The organism is Streptomyces sp. 184 (genome assembly GCF_045781775.1).
Taxonomy (GTDB): Bacteria; Actinomycetota; Actinomycetes; order Streptomycetales; family Streptomycetaceae; genus Streptomyces.
Window position 1 is genome coordinate 921,310 of the sequence record NZ_CP123230.1, and the last position, 14,486, is coordinate 935,795.

The following is a 14,486-nucleotide window of genomic DNA, read 5'->3' on the forward strand; positions in this document are numbered from 1 at the left end:
TGGAAGTCACACCGTGCCGCCGCCCCACTGTCCTCCGTACCGAGCGGATCGGTCATCAGCCGTGAGTGCAGAGATTTTTGGCATTCAGCGCAGGCCGGCCCTGACCTCGCTCGGCGAGACCCCGTACGCCCTGCGGAAGGCCCGGCTGAAGTCCGCGGGGTGCTGGAATCCCCAGCACAGGGCGATCTCGCCGATCGTGCGGTGACGCAGGCGGGGGTCGGTCAGATCGGCGTGGCAGCGCTCCAGGCGGCGGTGCCGAATGGTCGCGGCGAGGGACTGCGGCTCGCCCTGGAAGAGCTGGTGGAGGGTGCGTACGGAGATGTGGTGGTGGGCGGCGACGGCCTTCGGGTCCAGAGCCGGGTCGGTGAGGTGGCGGTCGATGTAGGCGTTGATCCGGGCGCGGAGCATCGTCCTGCGGGTCGCGGAGGGCAGCGAGTCCTGGTCGCCGTACCGCGCTGCGAGGAGGGATCCGGCCAGGTCCACGCCGATGGTGCCGAGCCGGGCCAGCTCGGCGGGGCCCGACGAACGGGCGGCGGCCGGCAGGGAGGTCAGATACGGGCCCAGCAGGGCGCCGGAGCCGGCATCGCCGGGGAGCGGTTCGGCCAGCACGCGGTCGGCGCGGGCGGCGGGCAGCGGGAGCACAGCGCGGGGGAGTCGGAGGAGGGTCAGCCGGAGAGGACCGCCCCTGTCCAGGAAGTCGCAGGTCAGCGGATGCGAGGTGGAGAACAGTGCCATGCCGCCGCGGCCCAGGCAGGCGACGCTTCGCTTCTGCTCCAGCCGGACCGCGCCCCCGCGGACCAGTAACAGGAAGACCTCCTCGGGGTCGTGGCGGCGGATGAGCGCCGGGGAGCGCCCGGCGGCCATCGGGGGGAAGGCGAAGGTCGCGACCTGGCAGTGCGGGAGCCCGACGGACTCCACCCGGCCCTGGAACCGGTCCGTGTGCGCACTCCGGATCGACACCGGCATGACCTCGCGGTCGACCATGTCGTGCCACCAGCCGAAGCGGTCCGGCACCCCGATGTCGTCGGTGTTCACCCTCACCACCGGCCCCGCCGCGGTGGCGGCCGGCCCCGCCATCCCCTGAAGACTCGACATGCAACGAGTGTGCCCCGCACGGGAGTTGGCTGGTAGTGGGTCAGGCGGACCGGCCCCGGCAGCGGTGAGTCCTGATCACCGGGGTGTTCGCGTGCGTCGGCAGACGCGTGCTCCGGGCCGAAGCGACGTCGCCGACCCGCTCCTGTCCGCCCCGAAGGCCGGCGCGAGTCGGCAGAGTCCCCGGCTGCGGGCCTTCCGCCGGCGGGGGAGGATGGGGGGATGAGGACCGCTTTTGGGGTGGAGACGGTGCGGAGTGCCGAGGCGGCGCTGATGGCGGAGTTGCCCGAGGGGGCGCTCATGCAGCGGGCCGCCGCCGGGCTGGCCGCCGCGGCGGCCGGGTTGCTGGGGCGGGTGTACGGGCGGCGGGTGGCGCTGCTCGTGGGGAGCGGGGACAACGGCGGGGACGCGCTGTACGCCGGTGCGCGGCTGGCGCGGCGCGGGGCGCGGGTGACGGCCGTGCTGCTGAGCCCGGAGCGTACGCACCAGGGCGGGCTCTCCGCCCTGTGGGCCGGCGGGGGCCGGGTGCTGGCCGTCGACGAGGGTGCGGAGGCGTTCCTGCACCGGGCGTTCGACCGTGTCGACCTCGTCCTCGACGGCATCGTCGGCATCGGCGGCTCCGGCGGCCTGCGGCCCCCCGCCGCCGCGCTGGTGCGCCTGGTCCACGGCACCCGCGCCCCCGTGCTCGCCGTCGACCTCCCCAGCGGCGTCGAGGCCGACACCGGCGAGGTACGGGGCGAGGCCGTGACCGCCGACGCCACGGTGACCTTCGGTGCGTACAAGCCCGGGCTGCTCGTCGACCCCGCCGCCGAGCGCGCCGGGGCGCTGCGGCTCGTGGACATCGGGCTCGGGCCCTACCTGCCCGAGGTGCCCGAGCTGGAGGCGCTTCAGCACGCCGACGTGGCGGCGCTGCTGCCGCATCCGGCCGCCGAGAGCGACAAGTACCGGCGCGGTGTCGTCGGCGTCGTCGCCGGTTCCGAGCGCTACCCCGGCGCCGCCGTGCTCGCCGTCGGCGGGGCGCTGCGGGGCGGGGCGGGGGCCGTGCGGTACGTGGGGCCCGCGGCGCCGGCGGTCATCGCGCGGTATCCGGAGACGCTGGTCCACCCCGGGCCGCCGGGGAAGGCGGGCCGGGTCCAGGCGTGGGTCGTCGGGCCGGGGCTGGGGGACGGGCCGGGCGCGGAGGAGGTGCTGGACCAGGTGCTCGCCGCCGACGTGCCGGTGCTGGTCGACGCCGACGGCCTGCGGCTGCTGGACCGGGTACGGGTACGGCGCCGGTCCGCCCCGACGCTGCTCACCCCGCACGCGGGGGAGGCCGCCGCGCTCCTCGGCGTGGACCGGGCGGAGGTGGAGTCGGGCCGGCTGGCGGCGGTACGGTCGCTGGCGGCGGCGTACGGCGCGTCGACCCTGCTCAAGGGCTCCACGACCCTGGTCGCCGGGCCGGGCGAGGACCCCGTTCCCGTACGCGTCAACCCCACCGGCACCCCCTGGCTCGCCACCGCCGGCAGCGGCGACGTCCTCTCCGGGCTCACCGGCGCCCTCCTCGCCGCCGGTCTCGCCGCCCGCGACGCCGCCTCCGTCGGCGCGTACCTCCACGGCCTCGCGGCCCGCACCCTCGCCGACGGCGCCCCGGTCACCGCCCACGAACTGCCCGACGCGCTCCCCGTCGTCTGGCGCGACGTCCGCGACGCCTGACCTCCCCAGATCTTCCGCCGACCCGCAGGTGCCGGGGCGCAATGCGACACTGGCACCGATGAGCGACTCCCCTCTCCGCGCCCGCGCGGAGATCGACCTCACCGCGTACGGCGCGAACATCCGCGCCCTGCGCGGCATCGCCCCGCGCGCGCAGTTCCTGGCCGTCGTCAAGGGCGACGCCTACGGCCACGGCATGCTGCCCTGCGCCCGCGCCGCGCGCGCCGCGGGCGCCGAGTGGGTGGGGACCGCCACGCCCCAGGAGGCCCTGGACCTGCGGGCCGCCGGCGACCGGGGGCGGATCCTGTGCTGGCTGTGGACGCCCGGCGGGCCGTGGCGGCAGGCCGTCGAGGCGGATCTCGACGTCACCGTCAGCGGCCTGTGGGCGCTGCGGGAGCTGCTGCCCGCCGCCCGCGCCGCCGGGCGCACCGCGCGCGTCCAGCTCAAGGCCGACACCGGCCTCGGCCGCAACGGCTGCCTGGCCGACGACTGGCCCGACCTCGTCGCCGCCGCCCGCGCCGCCGAGGCCGAGGGCGTCATCGCCGTGACCGGCGTCTGGTCGCACTTCGCCTGCGCCGACGAGCCCGGCCATCCCTCCGTCCGCCGCCAGCTCGACGCCTTCCAGGAGGCCCTGGCCGTCGCCGAGCGCGCCGGACTGCGCCCCGAGGTGCGGCACATGGCGAACTCGCCGGCCACGCTCACCCTCCCCGACGCCCACTTCGACCTCGTCCGGCCCGGGGTCGCGTCGTACGGACTGTCGCCGAGCCCCGAGGTCGGGAGCCCGGCGGACTTCGGGCTGCGGCCCGTCATGGCGCTCAAGGCGTCGCTCGCGCAGGTCAAGGAGGCGCCGGCCGGCCTGGGCATCTCGTACGGGCACCACTACGTCACCCCGGGCCGCACCACCCTGGCCCTCGTGCCCGTCGGCTACGCGGACGGCATCCCGCGGCACGCCTCGGGGACGGGGCCGGTGCTCGTCGCCGGGAAGCTGCGGACGGTCGCGGGGCGGGTCGCGATGGACCAGTTCGTCGTGGACCTGGGCGGGGACGCGGCGGCGGTGGGCGACGAGGCGGTGCTCTTCGGGCCCGGGGACCACGGCGAGCCCACGGCGGAGGACTGGGCGCGGGCGGCGGGCACGATCGGGTACGAGATCGTCACCCGGATCGGACCCCGCGTTCCGCGCGTGTACGTGGGCGGGGCGGGGGATGCCCCCCACATGGACACGCACATGGACACGGCCACAGGCACGGACACGGCCACGGCCACGGCCACGGCCACGGACACAGGCACAGGCACAGGCACGGACACAGGCACAGGCACCGACGCCGCGTACGCCGCCGACCCGCACCGGCCCGGGGCCCGCCATGACTGACCCCGGCCCCGGCCCCGCCCCCCTCCCCGTCCCGCCGCCCGGCGGCTGGTCCCGGGCCGGCCGGCGGCGGGCCGGGATCGCGGGCGCCGCCATCGGCGTGCTCGCCGCCGGGGCCGCGGCGAGCGTGGCGGTGGAGCGGCTGGCGATGGGCCGCGGCGTCCGCCGCCGGGCCCGGCAGGCCCTCGACGCGGCGGGCCCGTACGGCACCCTCCGCGGCACCCCCGGCACGGCCGTCGCCGACGACGGCACGAGGCTGCACTACGAGGTCGAGGAGGCCGACGACTTCCCGGTCACGCCCCCCGACGGCGCCGCCCCCGACACTGCGGCGGCCACCCCCCGCCGCCGGCGCCGCCGCTTCGCCGGCCGCCGCGCCGCCGCGCCGCTGACCGTCGTCTTCAGCCACGGCTACTGCCTCAACCAGGACGTCTGGCACTTCCAGCGCGCCGCCCTCCGCGGCCGGGTCCGCGCCGTGTACTGGGACCAGCGCAGCCACGGCCGCTCCGCCCGCGGCGTCAGCCAGCTCGAAGGCGACGAGCCGGTCACCATCGAGCAGCTCGGCCGCGACCTCAGGGCCGTCGTCGAGGCCGCCGCCCCCGAGGGCCCGCTGCTGCTCGTCGGCCACTCGATGGGCGGCATGACCGTCATGGCCTTCGCCGACCAGTTCCCCGACCTCGTACGGGACCGGGTGGCCGGCGTCGCGTTCCTCGGCACCTCCGCGGGCGACCTCGGCCGGGTGACGTTCGGGCTGCCCGCGGCCGGCGCCTGGGCCGTACGGCACTTCGTGCCCGGCGTCCTCAAGGCGCTCGGCAGCCGCGCCGAGCTGGCCGAGCGCGGCCGGCAGGCGACCGCCGACCTCTTCGACGGGATCATCAAGCACTACTCGTTCGGCACCGAGGGCGTCGATCCGACCGTCGCGCGCTTCGCCGAACGGCTGCTGGAGAGCACGCCGATAGACGTGGTCGCCGAGTTCTACCCGGCGTTCGCCGCGCACGAGAAGGACGAGGCGCTGGCGGTCTTCCGCGACCGCCCAGGGCTCGTCCTCGTCGGTGACCGCGACATGGTCACGCCTCCGGCGCACAGCGAGCGGATCGCCGCCCGGCTGCCCGATGCCCCGTTCGAGGTCGTCGGGCACGCGGGGCACCTCGTCATGCTGGAACGCCCCGACCGCGTGAACGACGCGCTGGCCGCGCTGCTCGCTCGCGCGGGCGTGCGGCCCCGGCCGGGGCCGGGGCCGGGGAGGGAACCGGGGGCCGGGCCCGTACGGCGTACGCGCGGCTCGTCGCGCCGGACCCTCTAACATCCAGTGCCATGAGCGCCGCCGCGACCACCACCGCCGTCCAGATGACCGTCGAGTCGTCCGAGCAGATGCAGGACCTGGGCCGCCGGCTGGCCGCCGTGCTGCGCGCCGGGGACCTCGTGCTCCTCACCGGGGCGCTGGGCGCGGGCAAGACGACGCTCGCGCGGGGACTCGGAGCCGGGCTCGGGGTGCGGGGGGCGGTGACGTCGCCGACGTTCGTCATCGCGCGCGTGCACCCGTCCGTCTCGGGCGGGCCGCCGCTGGTCCACGTCGACGCGTACCGGCTGGGCGGCGGGCTTGAGGAGATGGAGGACCTGGACCTCGACGTGTCGCTGCCCGAGTCGGTCGTGGTGGTGGAGTGGGGCGAGGGCAAGGTCGAGGAGCTGGCCGAGGACCGGCTGCACGTCGTCATCGAGCGCAGCACCGGCGACGCGGCCGGGCAGGCAGCGACCGACGCAGACGACGGGGCCGACGACGCCCACGAGCCTGATGCGGCGGATGTACGGCACGTCACCCTCACCGGCGTCGGCGCGCGCTGGGCGCACGGCGCGCTGGCCGCGCTCGCCCGCGCCTGAACAGCAGTGCTGTACGTTCCGACAAAGATGCCGACGTGCTGTCGGCATATCGTTGCCCCGGGTCGGCGGGCGTGGTCCCATGGGCGTATGGCACCTGAGCAACACGAGCAGCGCCCCGTGGTGGGAGTGGCCGAGCTGCTCGCCGCCTGCGCGGCGGCGGAGGCGGTCTCGACGCCGCCCGCCCCCGAGCCCGCAGCGACCGATGCGGCGCAGACGACCCGCGAGAAGGCGGGGGACACGGCGGGGAACACGGCCGGGGATCCGGCCGCCGCGCCGGAGCAGCACGCCGCGTAGGACCGCCCCGCCCCGCCCGCCCCGGGGACATCTAGGCTGCGCAGCATGGACATCGGCATCGGACTTCCCTCCACCATCACCGGCATCCCCGGCAAGCTGATCCCCGAGTGGGCCGTCGCGGCCGAGCAGGCCGGCTTCTCGACCCTGGGCACCATCGACCGCGTCGTCTACGGCAACCTCGAAACGATCCCCACCCTCGCCGCCGCTGCCGCCGTCACCGAGCGGATCGGCCTGACGACGACCATCCTCATCGCCCCGTACCGCGGCAACGGCGCCCTGCTCGCCAAGCAGCTCGCCTCCGTCGATGTGCTCTCCGGCGGCCGGCTCACCGTCGGCGCCGCCGTCGGCGGGCGCCAGGACGACTTCGAGGCGGCGGGCGTGCCGTTCACCGAGCGCGGCCGGATCTTCGACGGCCAGCTCGCCGAGATGCGCGCGGTGTGGAACCAGGACGCCCGCGGCCGGGCCCACCCCGTCGGCCCGGTGCCGGTGCAGGCCGGCGGGCCGCCGATCCTCTTCGGCGGCGACGCACCCGCCACGTTCCGGCGGGTCGCGGAGTACGGCGCCGGCTGGATCCTCGGCGGCGGCCGGCCGGAGCAGTTGGCCGCGGGCGCAGAGAAGGCCAGGACGGCCTGGCGCGAGGCGGGCCGGGAGGGCGAGCCGCGGGTGGCGGCCCTGGCGTACGCGAGCCTCGGCGCCGACGCCGAGGAGCACGCCCGCCGCTACCTGCTGGACTACTACGGCTTCCTCGGCGACTTCGCCGAGAAGATCGTCGAGGGGGCGCTGACCTCGCCGAAGGCGGTCGCCGCCGCGAAGGCCGCGTTCGCGGACGCGGGCTGCGACGAGCTGGTGCTGTTCCCCTGCAACCCGGACGTGGGGCAGGTCTCGCTGATCGCGGAGGCCGCCGGGCTGTAGGAACGTAGCGGCGGACAGACGCAGGAACGCAGGAAGCGGGAACGCGGCAGCGCGGGAACGCGGGAAGTGGGGTTTCGGCGGGGGTCCGGCAGCGGGCCCCCGCTACTTCACCACCGCGACCTCGACGCCCACCGTCGCGAAGCGCCACAGCGCCTTGCCGTCCGCCCGCGACGAGCGCACACCGCCCGTCTTCTCCGTCGCGTCCGGGTCCGGCCGCGAGCCGTCGAGCGCGGCGCTGAACCCTATGACGGTGCCCTCGAACTCCGCGAAGCGCACCACGTGCTCCACCAGCACCCCGTCCGAGCCGGTGATCTGCCTGGACCGCGAGGTGACGGCGTACGTGCCCGGCGGCGGGTCGACGGTGCTCGGCGTCACCTTGTACGTCCGCAGCACCGAGTTGTCCTCGCCGACGAGCCACACGCGGTGGTCCTTCAGCGCGTACACCACCCGCAGCCCGGTGCCCGAGCGGGCGGGCAGTTCGAGCTTCTTCTCCTTCGCCTTGGACGGCTCGGGGCTCGCGACCCCCGGCCGGTTGCGGGCGAGGGAGTCGGGGGCGTTGGCGTTGGCCTGGTAGGCGAGGAAGGCGACCACGCCCAGGGCGGCGGCCGTCAGCCCGGCCACGAATTTCCCGCTGCCTGCCACGCGGTACGCCCCTTCCGGTACGGCGGCCGGACGGCCGCTCCGCCGACGCCTGTCCCCAGCCTGTCCTGATCAGCTTGCCCGGATCAGCTTGCCCTGATCCCGCTTGCCTTCGTCGCCCCCGTCTGCTCCGCCCGACGGTAGCACCCGCCCCCGCGCCGTCCCGGCCCGCCGCAGCCGGAGTCACCGGCCCGGCGGACGCGCTCCGGGCACCCCTCCCGCGCGACTACCCTGAAGGGCGTGCTTCTCGCCATGGATACCGCCTCCCCCGCCGTGACCGTCGCACTCCACGACGGAGACCCCGCCGCGCCCGCGCTCGCCGCGTCGCACCAGGTCGACGCCCGGCGCCACGGCGAGCTGCTGCTGCCCGCCGTCGACCGCGTGCTCGCCGGGGCGGGCCGGGAGCTGGGGGAGCTGACCGGCGTCGTCGTCGGCGTCGGGCCCGGTCCGTACACCGGGCTGCGGGTGGGGCTGGTGACCGCGGAGGTCCTCGGCATGACGCTCGGCATCCCCGTGTACGGGGTCTGCACCCTCGACGGCATCGCCTACGCCGCCGGGCGCACCGGCCTCGGCGGCGCCGGCGGCATCGAGGGCCCGTTCGCCGTGGCCACCGACGCCCGCCGCAAAGAGGTGTACTGGGCGCGCTACGAGGACGCCCGCGCCCGCGTCACCGAGCCGGCCGTCGACCGGCCCGCCGACGTCGCCGAGCAGGTCGCGGGCCTGCCCGCCGCCGGGGCGGGCGCGGAGCTGTACCCCGAGGTGTTCCCCGACGCCCGCCCGCCGGCGCACCCGCACGCCGCCGCCCTCGCCGCGCTGGCCGCCGAGCGGCTCGCCGCGGGCGGCGCCGGGCTGCTGCCGCCCCGCCCGCTGTACCTGCGCCGGCCGGACGCGCAGGTCCCGGCCGCGTACAAGTCGGTCACCCCGCGATGACCGCGAGAACCGCCCCGTACGAGACGCGGTGCGCGACCCCGGACGAGAGCGTCCCCCGCCCATGACCGCCGTCGCCCTGCGCGAGATGCGGTGGTGGGACATCGACCCCGTGCTCGCCCTCGAACGGGACACCTTCCCCGACGACGCCTGGTCCCCGGCCATGTTCTGGTCCGAGCTGGCCCACGCCCGCGGCCCCGGCGCCACCCGCTCGTACGTCGTCGCCGAGGATGCCGACGGCCGCGTCGTCGGCTACGGCGGCCTCGCCGCCCTCGACGGCACCGGCGACGTCCAGACCATCGCCGCCGCCCGCGACCACTGGGGCACCGGCCTCGGCCCGCGCCTGCTGGAGGCGCTGCTCGACGCCGCCCGCCGCTTCGGCTGCCGCGAGGTGCTGCTGGAGGTGCGCGTCGACAACGACCGCGCCCAGCGCCTCTACGAGCGCCACGGCTTCGCCGTGATCGGCGTCCGGCGCGGCTACTACCAGCCCGGAAACATCGACGCGCTCGTCATGCGCCGTACCGAGAAAGAGTGACGCCCCCCATGGCTGACGAACCCCTGGTGCTCGGCATCGAGACGTCCTGCGACGAGACCGGCGTCGGGATCGTCCGCGGGCACACGCTGCTCGCCGACGCCATCGCCTCCAGCGTCGACGCGCACGCCCGCTTCGGCGGCGTGGTGCCCGAGGTGGCGAGCCGGGCGCACCTGGAGGCGATGGTGCCGACCATCGAGCGGGCGCTGCGCGACGCCGGGGTGACCGCCCGGGACCTGGACGCGGTCGCGGTGACGGCGGGGCCGGGGCTCTCCGGCGCGCTGCTGGTCGGGGTGTCGGCGGCCAAGGCGTACGCGTACGCGCTGGGCAAGCCGCTCTACGGCGTCAACCACCTCGCCTCCCACATCGCCGTCGACCAGCTCGAACACGGCGCGCTGCCCGAGCCGACGATGGCCCTGCTGGTCTCCGGCGGGCACTCCTCGCTGCTGATGTCCGCCGACATCACCTCCGACGTCCGCCCCCTCGGCGCGACCATCGACGACGCGGCGGGCGAGGCGTTCGACAAGGTCGCCCGGGTGCTCGGGCTCGGCTTCCCCGGCGGCCCGTTCATCGACCGGGCCGCGCGCGAGGGCGACCCGGCCGCGATCCGCTTCCCGCGCGGCCTGACGGGGCCGCGCGACCCGCTGTACGACTTCTCCTTCTCCGGTCTGAAGACCTCCGTCGCCCGCTGGGTGGAGGCCAGGCGCGCGGCGGGGGAGGAGGTGCCGGTGGCGGATGTGGCGGCGTCGTTCCAGGAGTCGGTGGCGGACGTGCTGACGCGCAAGGCGGTACGGGCCTGCCGGGACAGCGGCGTCGGCCACCTGATGATCGGCGGCGGCGTGGCGGCCAACTCGCGGCTGCGGGCGATGGCGGAGCGGCGCTGCGAGGACGCGGGGATCGTGCTGCGGGTGCCGCGGCCGAAGCTGTGCACGGACAACGGGGCGATGGTCGCGGCGCTGGGCGCGGAGATGGTGGCGCGGGGGCGGGCGGCGTCGGACTGGGAGCTGTCGGCGGACTCGTCGCTGCCGGTGACGGAGACGCACGTGCCGGGGCACGACCACGTACAGGGCGATGGTCATGATCACGGGCACGGCCACGGCCACGACCACGTGCACGAGCTGGCGAAGGACAACCTGTACTCGTGACCGTCGCGTTGATGTGGGAGGCCAAGGCGGCGCCCGGCCGGGCGGCCGACCTGCTGGCCTGGGCCCGCGCGCAGCACCTCGCCGGCGCTGGCGCCGGGGCGCCGCTGCGCCGCGAGACGTTCACGGCGCCGGGCGAGCGGGTGCTCGTCATCACGTGGTGGGACGCGCCCTACGAGGCGGAGCTGCCCGAGCTGCCCGCCCCCGACGACGCCGGGCTGCTGGCGCGCCCCGCGCACCGCTGGCGGTTCACGTCGCTGGGACCGGACGGCCCAGGAGCACCGTAGGCGCGCCGGCGACCCGGGTCAGGAAGACGGTGCAGGACACCGTGGTCGGGCCGTCGAGCTTCAGCTTCCGCCGCAGCTCCTCGGGCTCCACGGCGGAGCCGCGCTTCTTGACGGTCACGCTGCCGACGCCGCGTTCGCGCAGCAGGGCGCGGAGCTTCTTGACGTTGAACGGGAGCACGTCGGTGATCTCGTACGCGGTGGCGTACGGAGTCGGGGCCGGGCCCGCCGCCGTGCCGTCGGCCGTGACGTAGGCGATGGTCGGGTCCAGCAGCCGCCCGCCGACCTGCGCCGCCACCTCGGCGACGAGGTGGGCGCGGATGACGGCGCCGTCCGGCTCGTACAGATAGCGCCCCACCGGGCCGGGCGCCGGGTCGGGCAGGCCGCGGCCGGTGAGGGTGGCGCCGGCGGGCAGCAGGGTCGCGCGGCGGGCGCCGGGGGCGGCGCCGAACCAGAGCACGGCCTCCTTCACGTCGCCGCCGTAGGAGACCCACTCCGCCTCGGCGGCGTCCGGCACCGCCTCGTGCGGGATGCCGGGGGCGACCTTCAGCGCGGCGTGCGAGACGCGGCCGGCGACCTCGACGGCCCAGGAGAGCGGCGGCGAGTACGCCTCGGGGTCGAAGACCCGCCCGGACCCGCCGCCCCGGCCGACCCGGCGAGCCGGATCGACGAACACGGCGTCGTATCCGGAGATGTCCACGTCCCCGACCTCCGCGCAGCGCACGTCGACCAGCTCCGCGACCCCCAGCGCCGCCGCGTTGGCCCGGGCGGCGGCGGCCGTCGCCGGGTCCCGGTCGACGGCGAGCACCGCGATCCCGGCCCGCGCCAGCGCCACCGCGTCGCCGCCGATGCCGCAGCACAGGTCGGCGACCCGGGTGACGCCGAGCGCCGCGAACCGGGCCGCCCGGTGCGCCGCCACCGCCGTACGGGTCGCCTGCTCGACGCCGTCGGGGGTGAAGTACATCCGCGCCGCGTCCGCCCCGAACTTCGCCGCCGCCCGCTGCCGCAGCCGGGCCTGCCCGAGCGCGGCGGAGACCAGCGGGGCGGGGTGGGTGCGGCGCAGCCGGGTGGCGAGGGCCAGTTCGTCGGCGGGGTCGTGCTCGCGCAGCTCGGCGAGAAGGGCCTGCCCCTCGGGGGTGAGGAGGGCGGCGAGGGGGTCGTCGGTGGCGTCGGGGCCGTGCATGCGCCCATTGTCCGCCAGGCGGCGGAGCGTACGGCGTGGCGCCGTGACACCGCGTTCCGCGCTGGGAGGATGCGAGCGAATCTAATTAATACGACAAAAGGATAAAATGACCCCACGCCCCGGACTCCGCACCGGCCTCCTCGCCGTGGCCGTCACCGCCGCCCTCCTCGCCCCCGCCTGCTCCTACGACACCCCCGACCCGACCGACCACCCCCGCCCCCTCACGCACCCCTACGAGGACGCCAAGCCCGCCGCCGCCGGCGCCCTCGCCGCCGCCCCCGCCCGCGCGCTCGCCCGCACCGCGCAGCACCAGCAGCGCGTGCACGCCCGGCGGCTCGCTGCCGCCCGCACCTGGGGACTGGACGCGACCCCGCTGCTGCCGCCCGCCCCGCCGCGTACCAAGCCCGCGCTCGCCACCGAACCCGGCTTCGAGACCGACGGCGGCGGCCCCGGTCTGCCGCCCGTCATCACCCGGGTCCCGACCGACGACCGGGTGATCTTCCTCACCATCGACGACGGCTACCGCAAGGACCCCGAGCTGCTGCGGATGCTGCGCGAACTCGACGTGCCCGTCAGCGCCTTCCTCGCCGACGAGGTCGCGCGCGACGACTACGCCTACTTCCGCGCCCTGCGCGACCTCGGCACCACCGTAAGCAACCACACCCTCCACCACCCCAACCTGCGCGAACTGCCCTACGCGGCGCAGCGCGAGGAGATCTGCGGCCAACAGCGCGTGCTCAAGCGCGAGATGGGCGCCGCACCGCGGATCTTCCGCCCGCCGTACGGCAACTACAACGGCGACACCCTGCGCGCCGCGAAGGACTGCGGCATCGACCTCGTACCGCTGTGGCAGCAGGAGGCGTTCCCCGGTCGCTGGACGTACTCCCGCGGCGACACCGCGTTCCATCCCGGCGACATCGTGCTCACCCACTTCGAAGGACCTTCCGAATTCGGCGGCACGATGGCCGACGTCCTCCGTACGGTGCTCCGTAAGGCGAGCGACGAGGGCTTCGCCGTTGCTCGCTTGGAGGACTACGTATGAGGCGCACCCGCCGCTCCGGGCGGCGTTCGTCCGCCGCCGCGATAGCCGCCGTCTGCCTGCTGGCACTGACCGCGTGCGCGGACGCGGCCCGGCCGACCGGGGAGTGGTTCCCGAAGGACGCGGAGTCCGCGGACCGGGGCGTACGGGACGAGGTGGCCGGGGACGGCGGCACGGACGGCAAGCCGGGCGCGCGGCACGCGGGGCGTACGCCCCGGGGGCTGCCCGGCGGGGGCGACGGGGAGCGCAAGGACGACGGCGTCGACCGCGCCGCCGGCCCCGCGGCGTACCAGCGCTGGGGCCTCGACCGCCCCCTCGACCCGCCGCCCGCGCCCCCCGCGAGCCGCCCCGTGCGGCCCGACGACTCCGGGCTGCCGGCCGTGACGGGCCGGGTGCCGACGCGCGACAAGGTCGTCTTCCTCACCATCGACGACGGCTGGGTGCGGGATCCCCGGCTGATCGACATGGCGGCGGACCTGCGGCTGCCGTTCAGCATGTTCCTCTCGGACTCCGCGGCCCGCGGCGACTACAACTACTTCGAGGAACTGCGGCGCCTCGGCAACTCCGTACACGGCCACACCCTCACCCACCCCGACCTCACCGCCCTGCCCTACGCCGCGCAGCGCCGCCAGATCTGCCGCCAGCAGGAGCGCGTCGCGGAGCGCTTCGGCGTCCGTCCGACGCTCTTCCGGCCGCCCTACGGCAAGTACGACGCGGCGACGCTCAGGGCCGCCGCCTCCTGCGGCGTACGCGCGATGCCGCTGTGGCGGGCGGACCTGAAGGCGACCGGCCTGGAGTACCGCAGCGGCGACCGGCTGCGCCCCGGCGACATCGTGCTGGCGCACTTCCGGGGGCCGGCGCAGCAGGGCGGGCGGACGATGACGGACGTGCTGGCGGAGCTGGTGCGGGAGGTCCAGCGGCAGGGGTTCACGGTGGCCCGGCTGGAGGACTACATGTGACGCGGGAGTCAGGGGATTCGTACGACCGTACGGCCGGACGGCGGGCGACGCGGGTGGCAATCTGGCACTCGGCTTGACCGAGTGCTAAAGGGCGGCATAACCTCGGGTCTGGCACTCCCCGAGGGAGAGTGCCAACACAGCGACGAGGCGGATCCGGCACCCGCGACGACGGATCCACCAGGGTCGCCACCCCAGACATTCAACCCCGCGAGATCTCCGAAGGGGGAGGTCGGATCGTGACGACCGCCAGCACCAAGGTTGCCATCAAGCCGCTTGAGGACCGCATTGTGGTCCAGCCGCTCGACGCCGAGGAGACCACGGCCTCGGGCCTGGTCATCCCGGACACCGCCAAGGAGAAGCCCCAGGAGGGCGTCGTCCTGGCCGTCGGCCCGGGCCGTTTCGAGGACGGCAACCGGCTGCCGCTCGACGTCTCCGTCGGCGACGTCGTTCTCTACAGCAAGTACGGCGGCACCGAGGTGAAGTACAACAACGAGGACTACCTCGTCCTCTCTGCCCGCGACGTGCTCGCGATCATCGAGAAGTAACGGGGCGC

16 protein-coding genes are annotated in these 14,486 nt (G+C 75.9%); 13 read left to right on the forward strand and 3 right to left on the reverse strand.

Annotated elements, in window-relative coordinates; genetic code table 11:
- Positions 1-84 precede the first annotated feature (84 nt).
- Entirely contained in the window at positions 85-1,095 is a 1,011-nt protein-coding gene (locus QBL21_RS04120) for a helix-turn-helix domain-containing protein (RefSeq protein WP_407560594.1), read from the reverse strand.
- Between the two features lie 219 nt (positions 1,096-1,314).
- Here QBL21_RS04120 and QBL21_RS04125 point away from each other — a divergent pair, with 219 nt between their 5' ends.
- From QBL21_RS04125 to QBL21_RS04150, 6 genes are all read left to right on the forward strand, one after another.
- On the forward strand, positions 1,315-2,784 hold the full coding sequence (locus tag QBL21_RS04125) for an NAD(P)H-hydrate dehydratase (protein WP_407560596.1): 1,470 nt from the start codon (positions 1,315-1,317) through the stop codon (positions 2,782-2,784).
- A 58-nt stretch (positions 2,785-2,842) separates the two neighbouring features.
- Positions 2,843-4,150 carry an alanine racemase gene (alr, locus tag QBL21_RS04130; RefSeq protein WP_407560597.1) on the forward strand — a complete coding sequence of 436 codons (1,308 nt, stop codon included), beginning with the start codon at positions 2,843-2,845 and terminating at the stop codon, positions 4,148-4,150.
- Positions 4,143-5,447: an alpha/beta fold hydrolase gene (locus QBL21_RS04135; RefSeq protein ID WP_407560599.1), complete on the forward strand. Its 1,305-nt coding sequence runs from the start codon at positions 4,143-4,145 to the stop codon at positions 5,445-5,447. The genes alr and QBL21_RS04135 overlap by 8 nt, the downstream gene beginning before the upstream one ends.
- Before the next feature lie 11 nt (positions 5,448-5,458).
- Positions 5,459-6,022, forward strand: a complete 564-nt coding sequence (tsaE, locus tag QBL21_RS04140) for a tRNA (adenosine(37)-N6)-threonylcarbamoyltransferase complex ATPase subunit type 1 TsaE (protein WP_407560600.1) — start codon at positions 5,459-5,461, stop codon at positions 6,020-6,022.
- 87 nt (positions 6,023-6,109) lie between these two features.
- Positions 6,110-6,316, forward strand: a complete 207-nt coding sequence (locus QBL21_RS04145) for a hypothetical protein (RefSeq protein ID WP_407560602.1) — start codon at positions 6,110-6,112, stop codon at positions 6,314-6,316.
- 45 nt (positions 6,317-6,361) lie between these two features.
- Positions 6,362-7,228 carry an LLM class flavin-dependent oxidoreductase gene (locus QBL21_RS04150; protein ID WP_407560603.1) on the forward strand — a complete coding sequence of 289 codons (867 nt, stop codon included), beginning with the start codon at positions 6,362-6,364 and terminating at the stop codon, positions 7,226-7,228.
- 102 nt (positions 7,229-7,330) lie between these two features.
- Here QBL21_RS04150 and QBL21_RS04155 read toward each other — a convergent pair whose 3' ends face one another.
- Positions 7,331-7,849 carry a hypothetical protein gene (locus QBL21_RS04155; RefSeq protein ID WP_407566296.1) on the reverse strand — a complete coding sequence of 173 codons (519 nt, stop codon included), beginning with the start codon at positions 7,847-7,849 and terminating at the stop codon, positions 7,331-7,333.
- A 270-nt stretch (positions 7,850-8,119) separates the two neighbouring features.
- On the opposite strand from QBL21_RS04155, the gene tsaB reads away from it, so the two are divergent.
- From tsaB to QBL21_RS04175, 4 genes are all read left to right on the forward strand, one after another.
- Complete coding sequence (gene tsaB, locus QBL21_RS04160; protein WP_407566297.1) at positions 8,120-8,797, forward strand: tRNA (adenosine(37)-N6)-threonylcarbamoyltransferase complex dimerization subunit type 1 TsaB; 678 nt, start codon at positions 8,120-8,122, stop codon at positions 8,795-8,797.
- A gap of 61 nt (positions 8,798-8,858) precedes the next feature.
- A complete protein-coding gene (gene rimI / locus QBL21_RS04165) occupies positions 8,859-9,329 on the forward strand; it encodes a ribosomal protein S18-alanine N-acetyltransferase (protein WP_407560604.1) in 471 nt (156 codons plus the stop codon).
- An 8-nt stretch (positions 9,330-9,337) separates the two neighbouring features.
- A complete protein-coding gene (gene tsaD / locus QBL21_RS04170; RefSeq protein WP_407560605.1) occupies positions 9,338-10,471 on the forward strand; it encodes a tRNA (adenosine(37)-N6)-threonylcarbamoyltransferase complex transferase subunit TsaD in 1,134 nt (377 codons plus the stop codon).
- Positions 10,468-10,755 carry a hypothetical protein gene (locus QBL21_RS04175; protein ID WP_407560606.1) on the forward strand — a complete coding sequence of 96 codons (288 nt, stop codon included), beginning with the start codon at positions 10,468-10,470 and terminating at the stop codon, positions 10,753-10,755. The genes tsaD and QBL21_RS04175 overlap by 4 nt, the downstream gene beginning before the upstream one ends.
- Here QBL21_RS04175 and QBL21_RS04180 read toward each other — a convergent pair.
- A complete protein-coding gene (locus tag QBL21_RS04180; protein WP_407560607.1) occupies positions 10,718-11,935 on the reverse strand; it encodes a THUMP-like domain-containing protein in 1,218 nt (405 codons plus the stop codon). The two genes, QBL21_RS04175 and QBL21_RS04180, sit on opposite strands and share 38 nt — an antisense overlap.
- 106 nt (positions 11,936-12,041) lie before the next feature.
- Between QBL21_RS04180 and QBL21_RS04185 the strand changes: the two genes are divergently transcribed.
- From QBL21_RS04185 to groES, 3 genes are all read left to right on the forward strand, one after another.
- Positions 12,042-12,977: a polysaccharide deacetylase family protein gene (locus tag QBL21_RS04185; protein WP_407560608.1), complete on the forward strand. Its 936-nt coding sequence runs from the start codon at positions 12,042-12,044 to the stop codon at positions 12,975-12,977.
- Positions 12,974-13,933, forward strand: coding sequence for a polysaccharide deacetylase family protein (locus QBL21_RS04190; RefSeq protein WP_407560609.1), 960 nt, complete (start codon positions 12,974-12,976; stop codon positions 13,931-13,933). Before QBL21_RS04185 ends, QBL21_RS04190 begins: the two co-directional genes overlap by 4 nt.
- A 236-nt stretch (positions 13,934-14,169) precedes the next feature.
- On the forward strand, positions 14,170-14,478 hold the full coding sequence (gene groES / locus QBL21_RS04195; RefSeq protein WP_047017603.1) for a co-chaperone GroES: 309 nt from the start codon (positions 14,170-14,172) through the stop codon (positions 14,476-14,478).
- The last annotated feature ends 8 nt before the right edge of the window (positions 14,479-14,486 follow it).

What these genes read in the sequence shown, in the direction of transcription:
- rimI (WP_407560604.1), top strand. Translation starts at nt 8,859, where the DNA reads ATGACCGCCGTCGCCCTGCGCGAGATGCGGTGGTGGGACATCGACCCC.
- QBL21_RS04145 (WP_407560602.1), top strand. Translation starts at nt 6,110, where the DNA reads ATGGCACCTGAGCAACACGAGCAGCGCCCCGTGGTGGGAGTGGCCGAG.
- QBL21_RS04135 (WP_407560599.1), top strand. Translation starts at nt 4,143, where the DNA reads ATGACTGACCCCGGCCCCGGCCCCGCCCCCCTCCCCGTCCCGCCGCCC.
- tsaB (WP_407566297.1), top strand. Translation starts at nt 8,120, where the DNA reads ATGGATACCGCCTCCCCCGCCGTGACCGTCGCACTCCACGACGGAGAC.
- QBL21_RS04125 (WP_407560596.1), top strand. Translation starts at nt 1,315, where the DNA reads ATGAGGACCGCTTTTGGGGTGGAGACGGTGCGGAGTGCCGAGGCGGCG.
- QBL21_RS04185 (WP_407560608.1), top strand. Translation starts at nt 12,042, where the DNA reads ATGACCCCACGCCCCGGACTCCGCACCGGCCTCCTCGCCGTGGCCGTC.
- QBL21_RS04120 (WP_407560594.1), bottom strand. Translation starts at nt 1,095, where the DNA reads ATGTCGAGTCTTCAGGGGATGGCGGGGCCGGCCGCCACCGCGGCGGGG.
- tsaD (WP_407560605.1), top strand. Translation starts at nt 9,338, where the DNA reads ATGGCTGACGAACCCCTGGTGCTCGGCATCGAGACGTCCTGCGACGAG.
- QBL21_RS04190 (WP_407560609.1), top strand. Translation starts at nt 12,974, where the DNA reads ATGAGGCGCACCCGCCGCTCCGGGCGGCGTTCGTCCGCCGCCGCGATA.
- tsaE (WP_407560600.1), top strand. Translation starts at nt 5,459, where the DNA reads ATGAGCGCCGCCGCGACCACCACCGCCGTCCAGATGACCGTCGAGTCG.
- QBL21_RS04150 (WP_407560603.1), top strand. Translation starts at nt 6,362, where the DNA reads ATGGACATCGGCATCGGACTTCCCTCCACCATCACCGGCATCCCCGGC.
- QBL21_RS04180 (WP_407560607.1), bottom strand. Translation starts at nt 11,935, where the DNA reads ATGCACGGCCCCGACGCCACCGACGACCCCCTCGCCGCCCTCCTCACC.
- alr (WP_407560597.1), top strand. Translation starts at nt 2,843, where the DNA reads ATGAGCGACTCCCCTCTCCGCGCCCGCGCGGAGATCGACCTCACCGCG.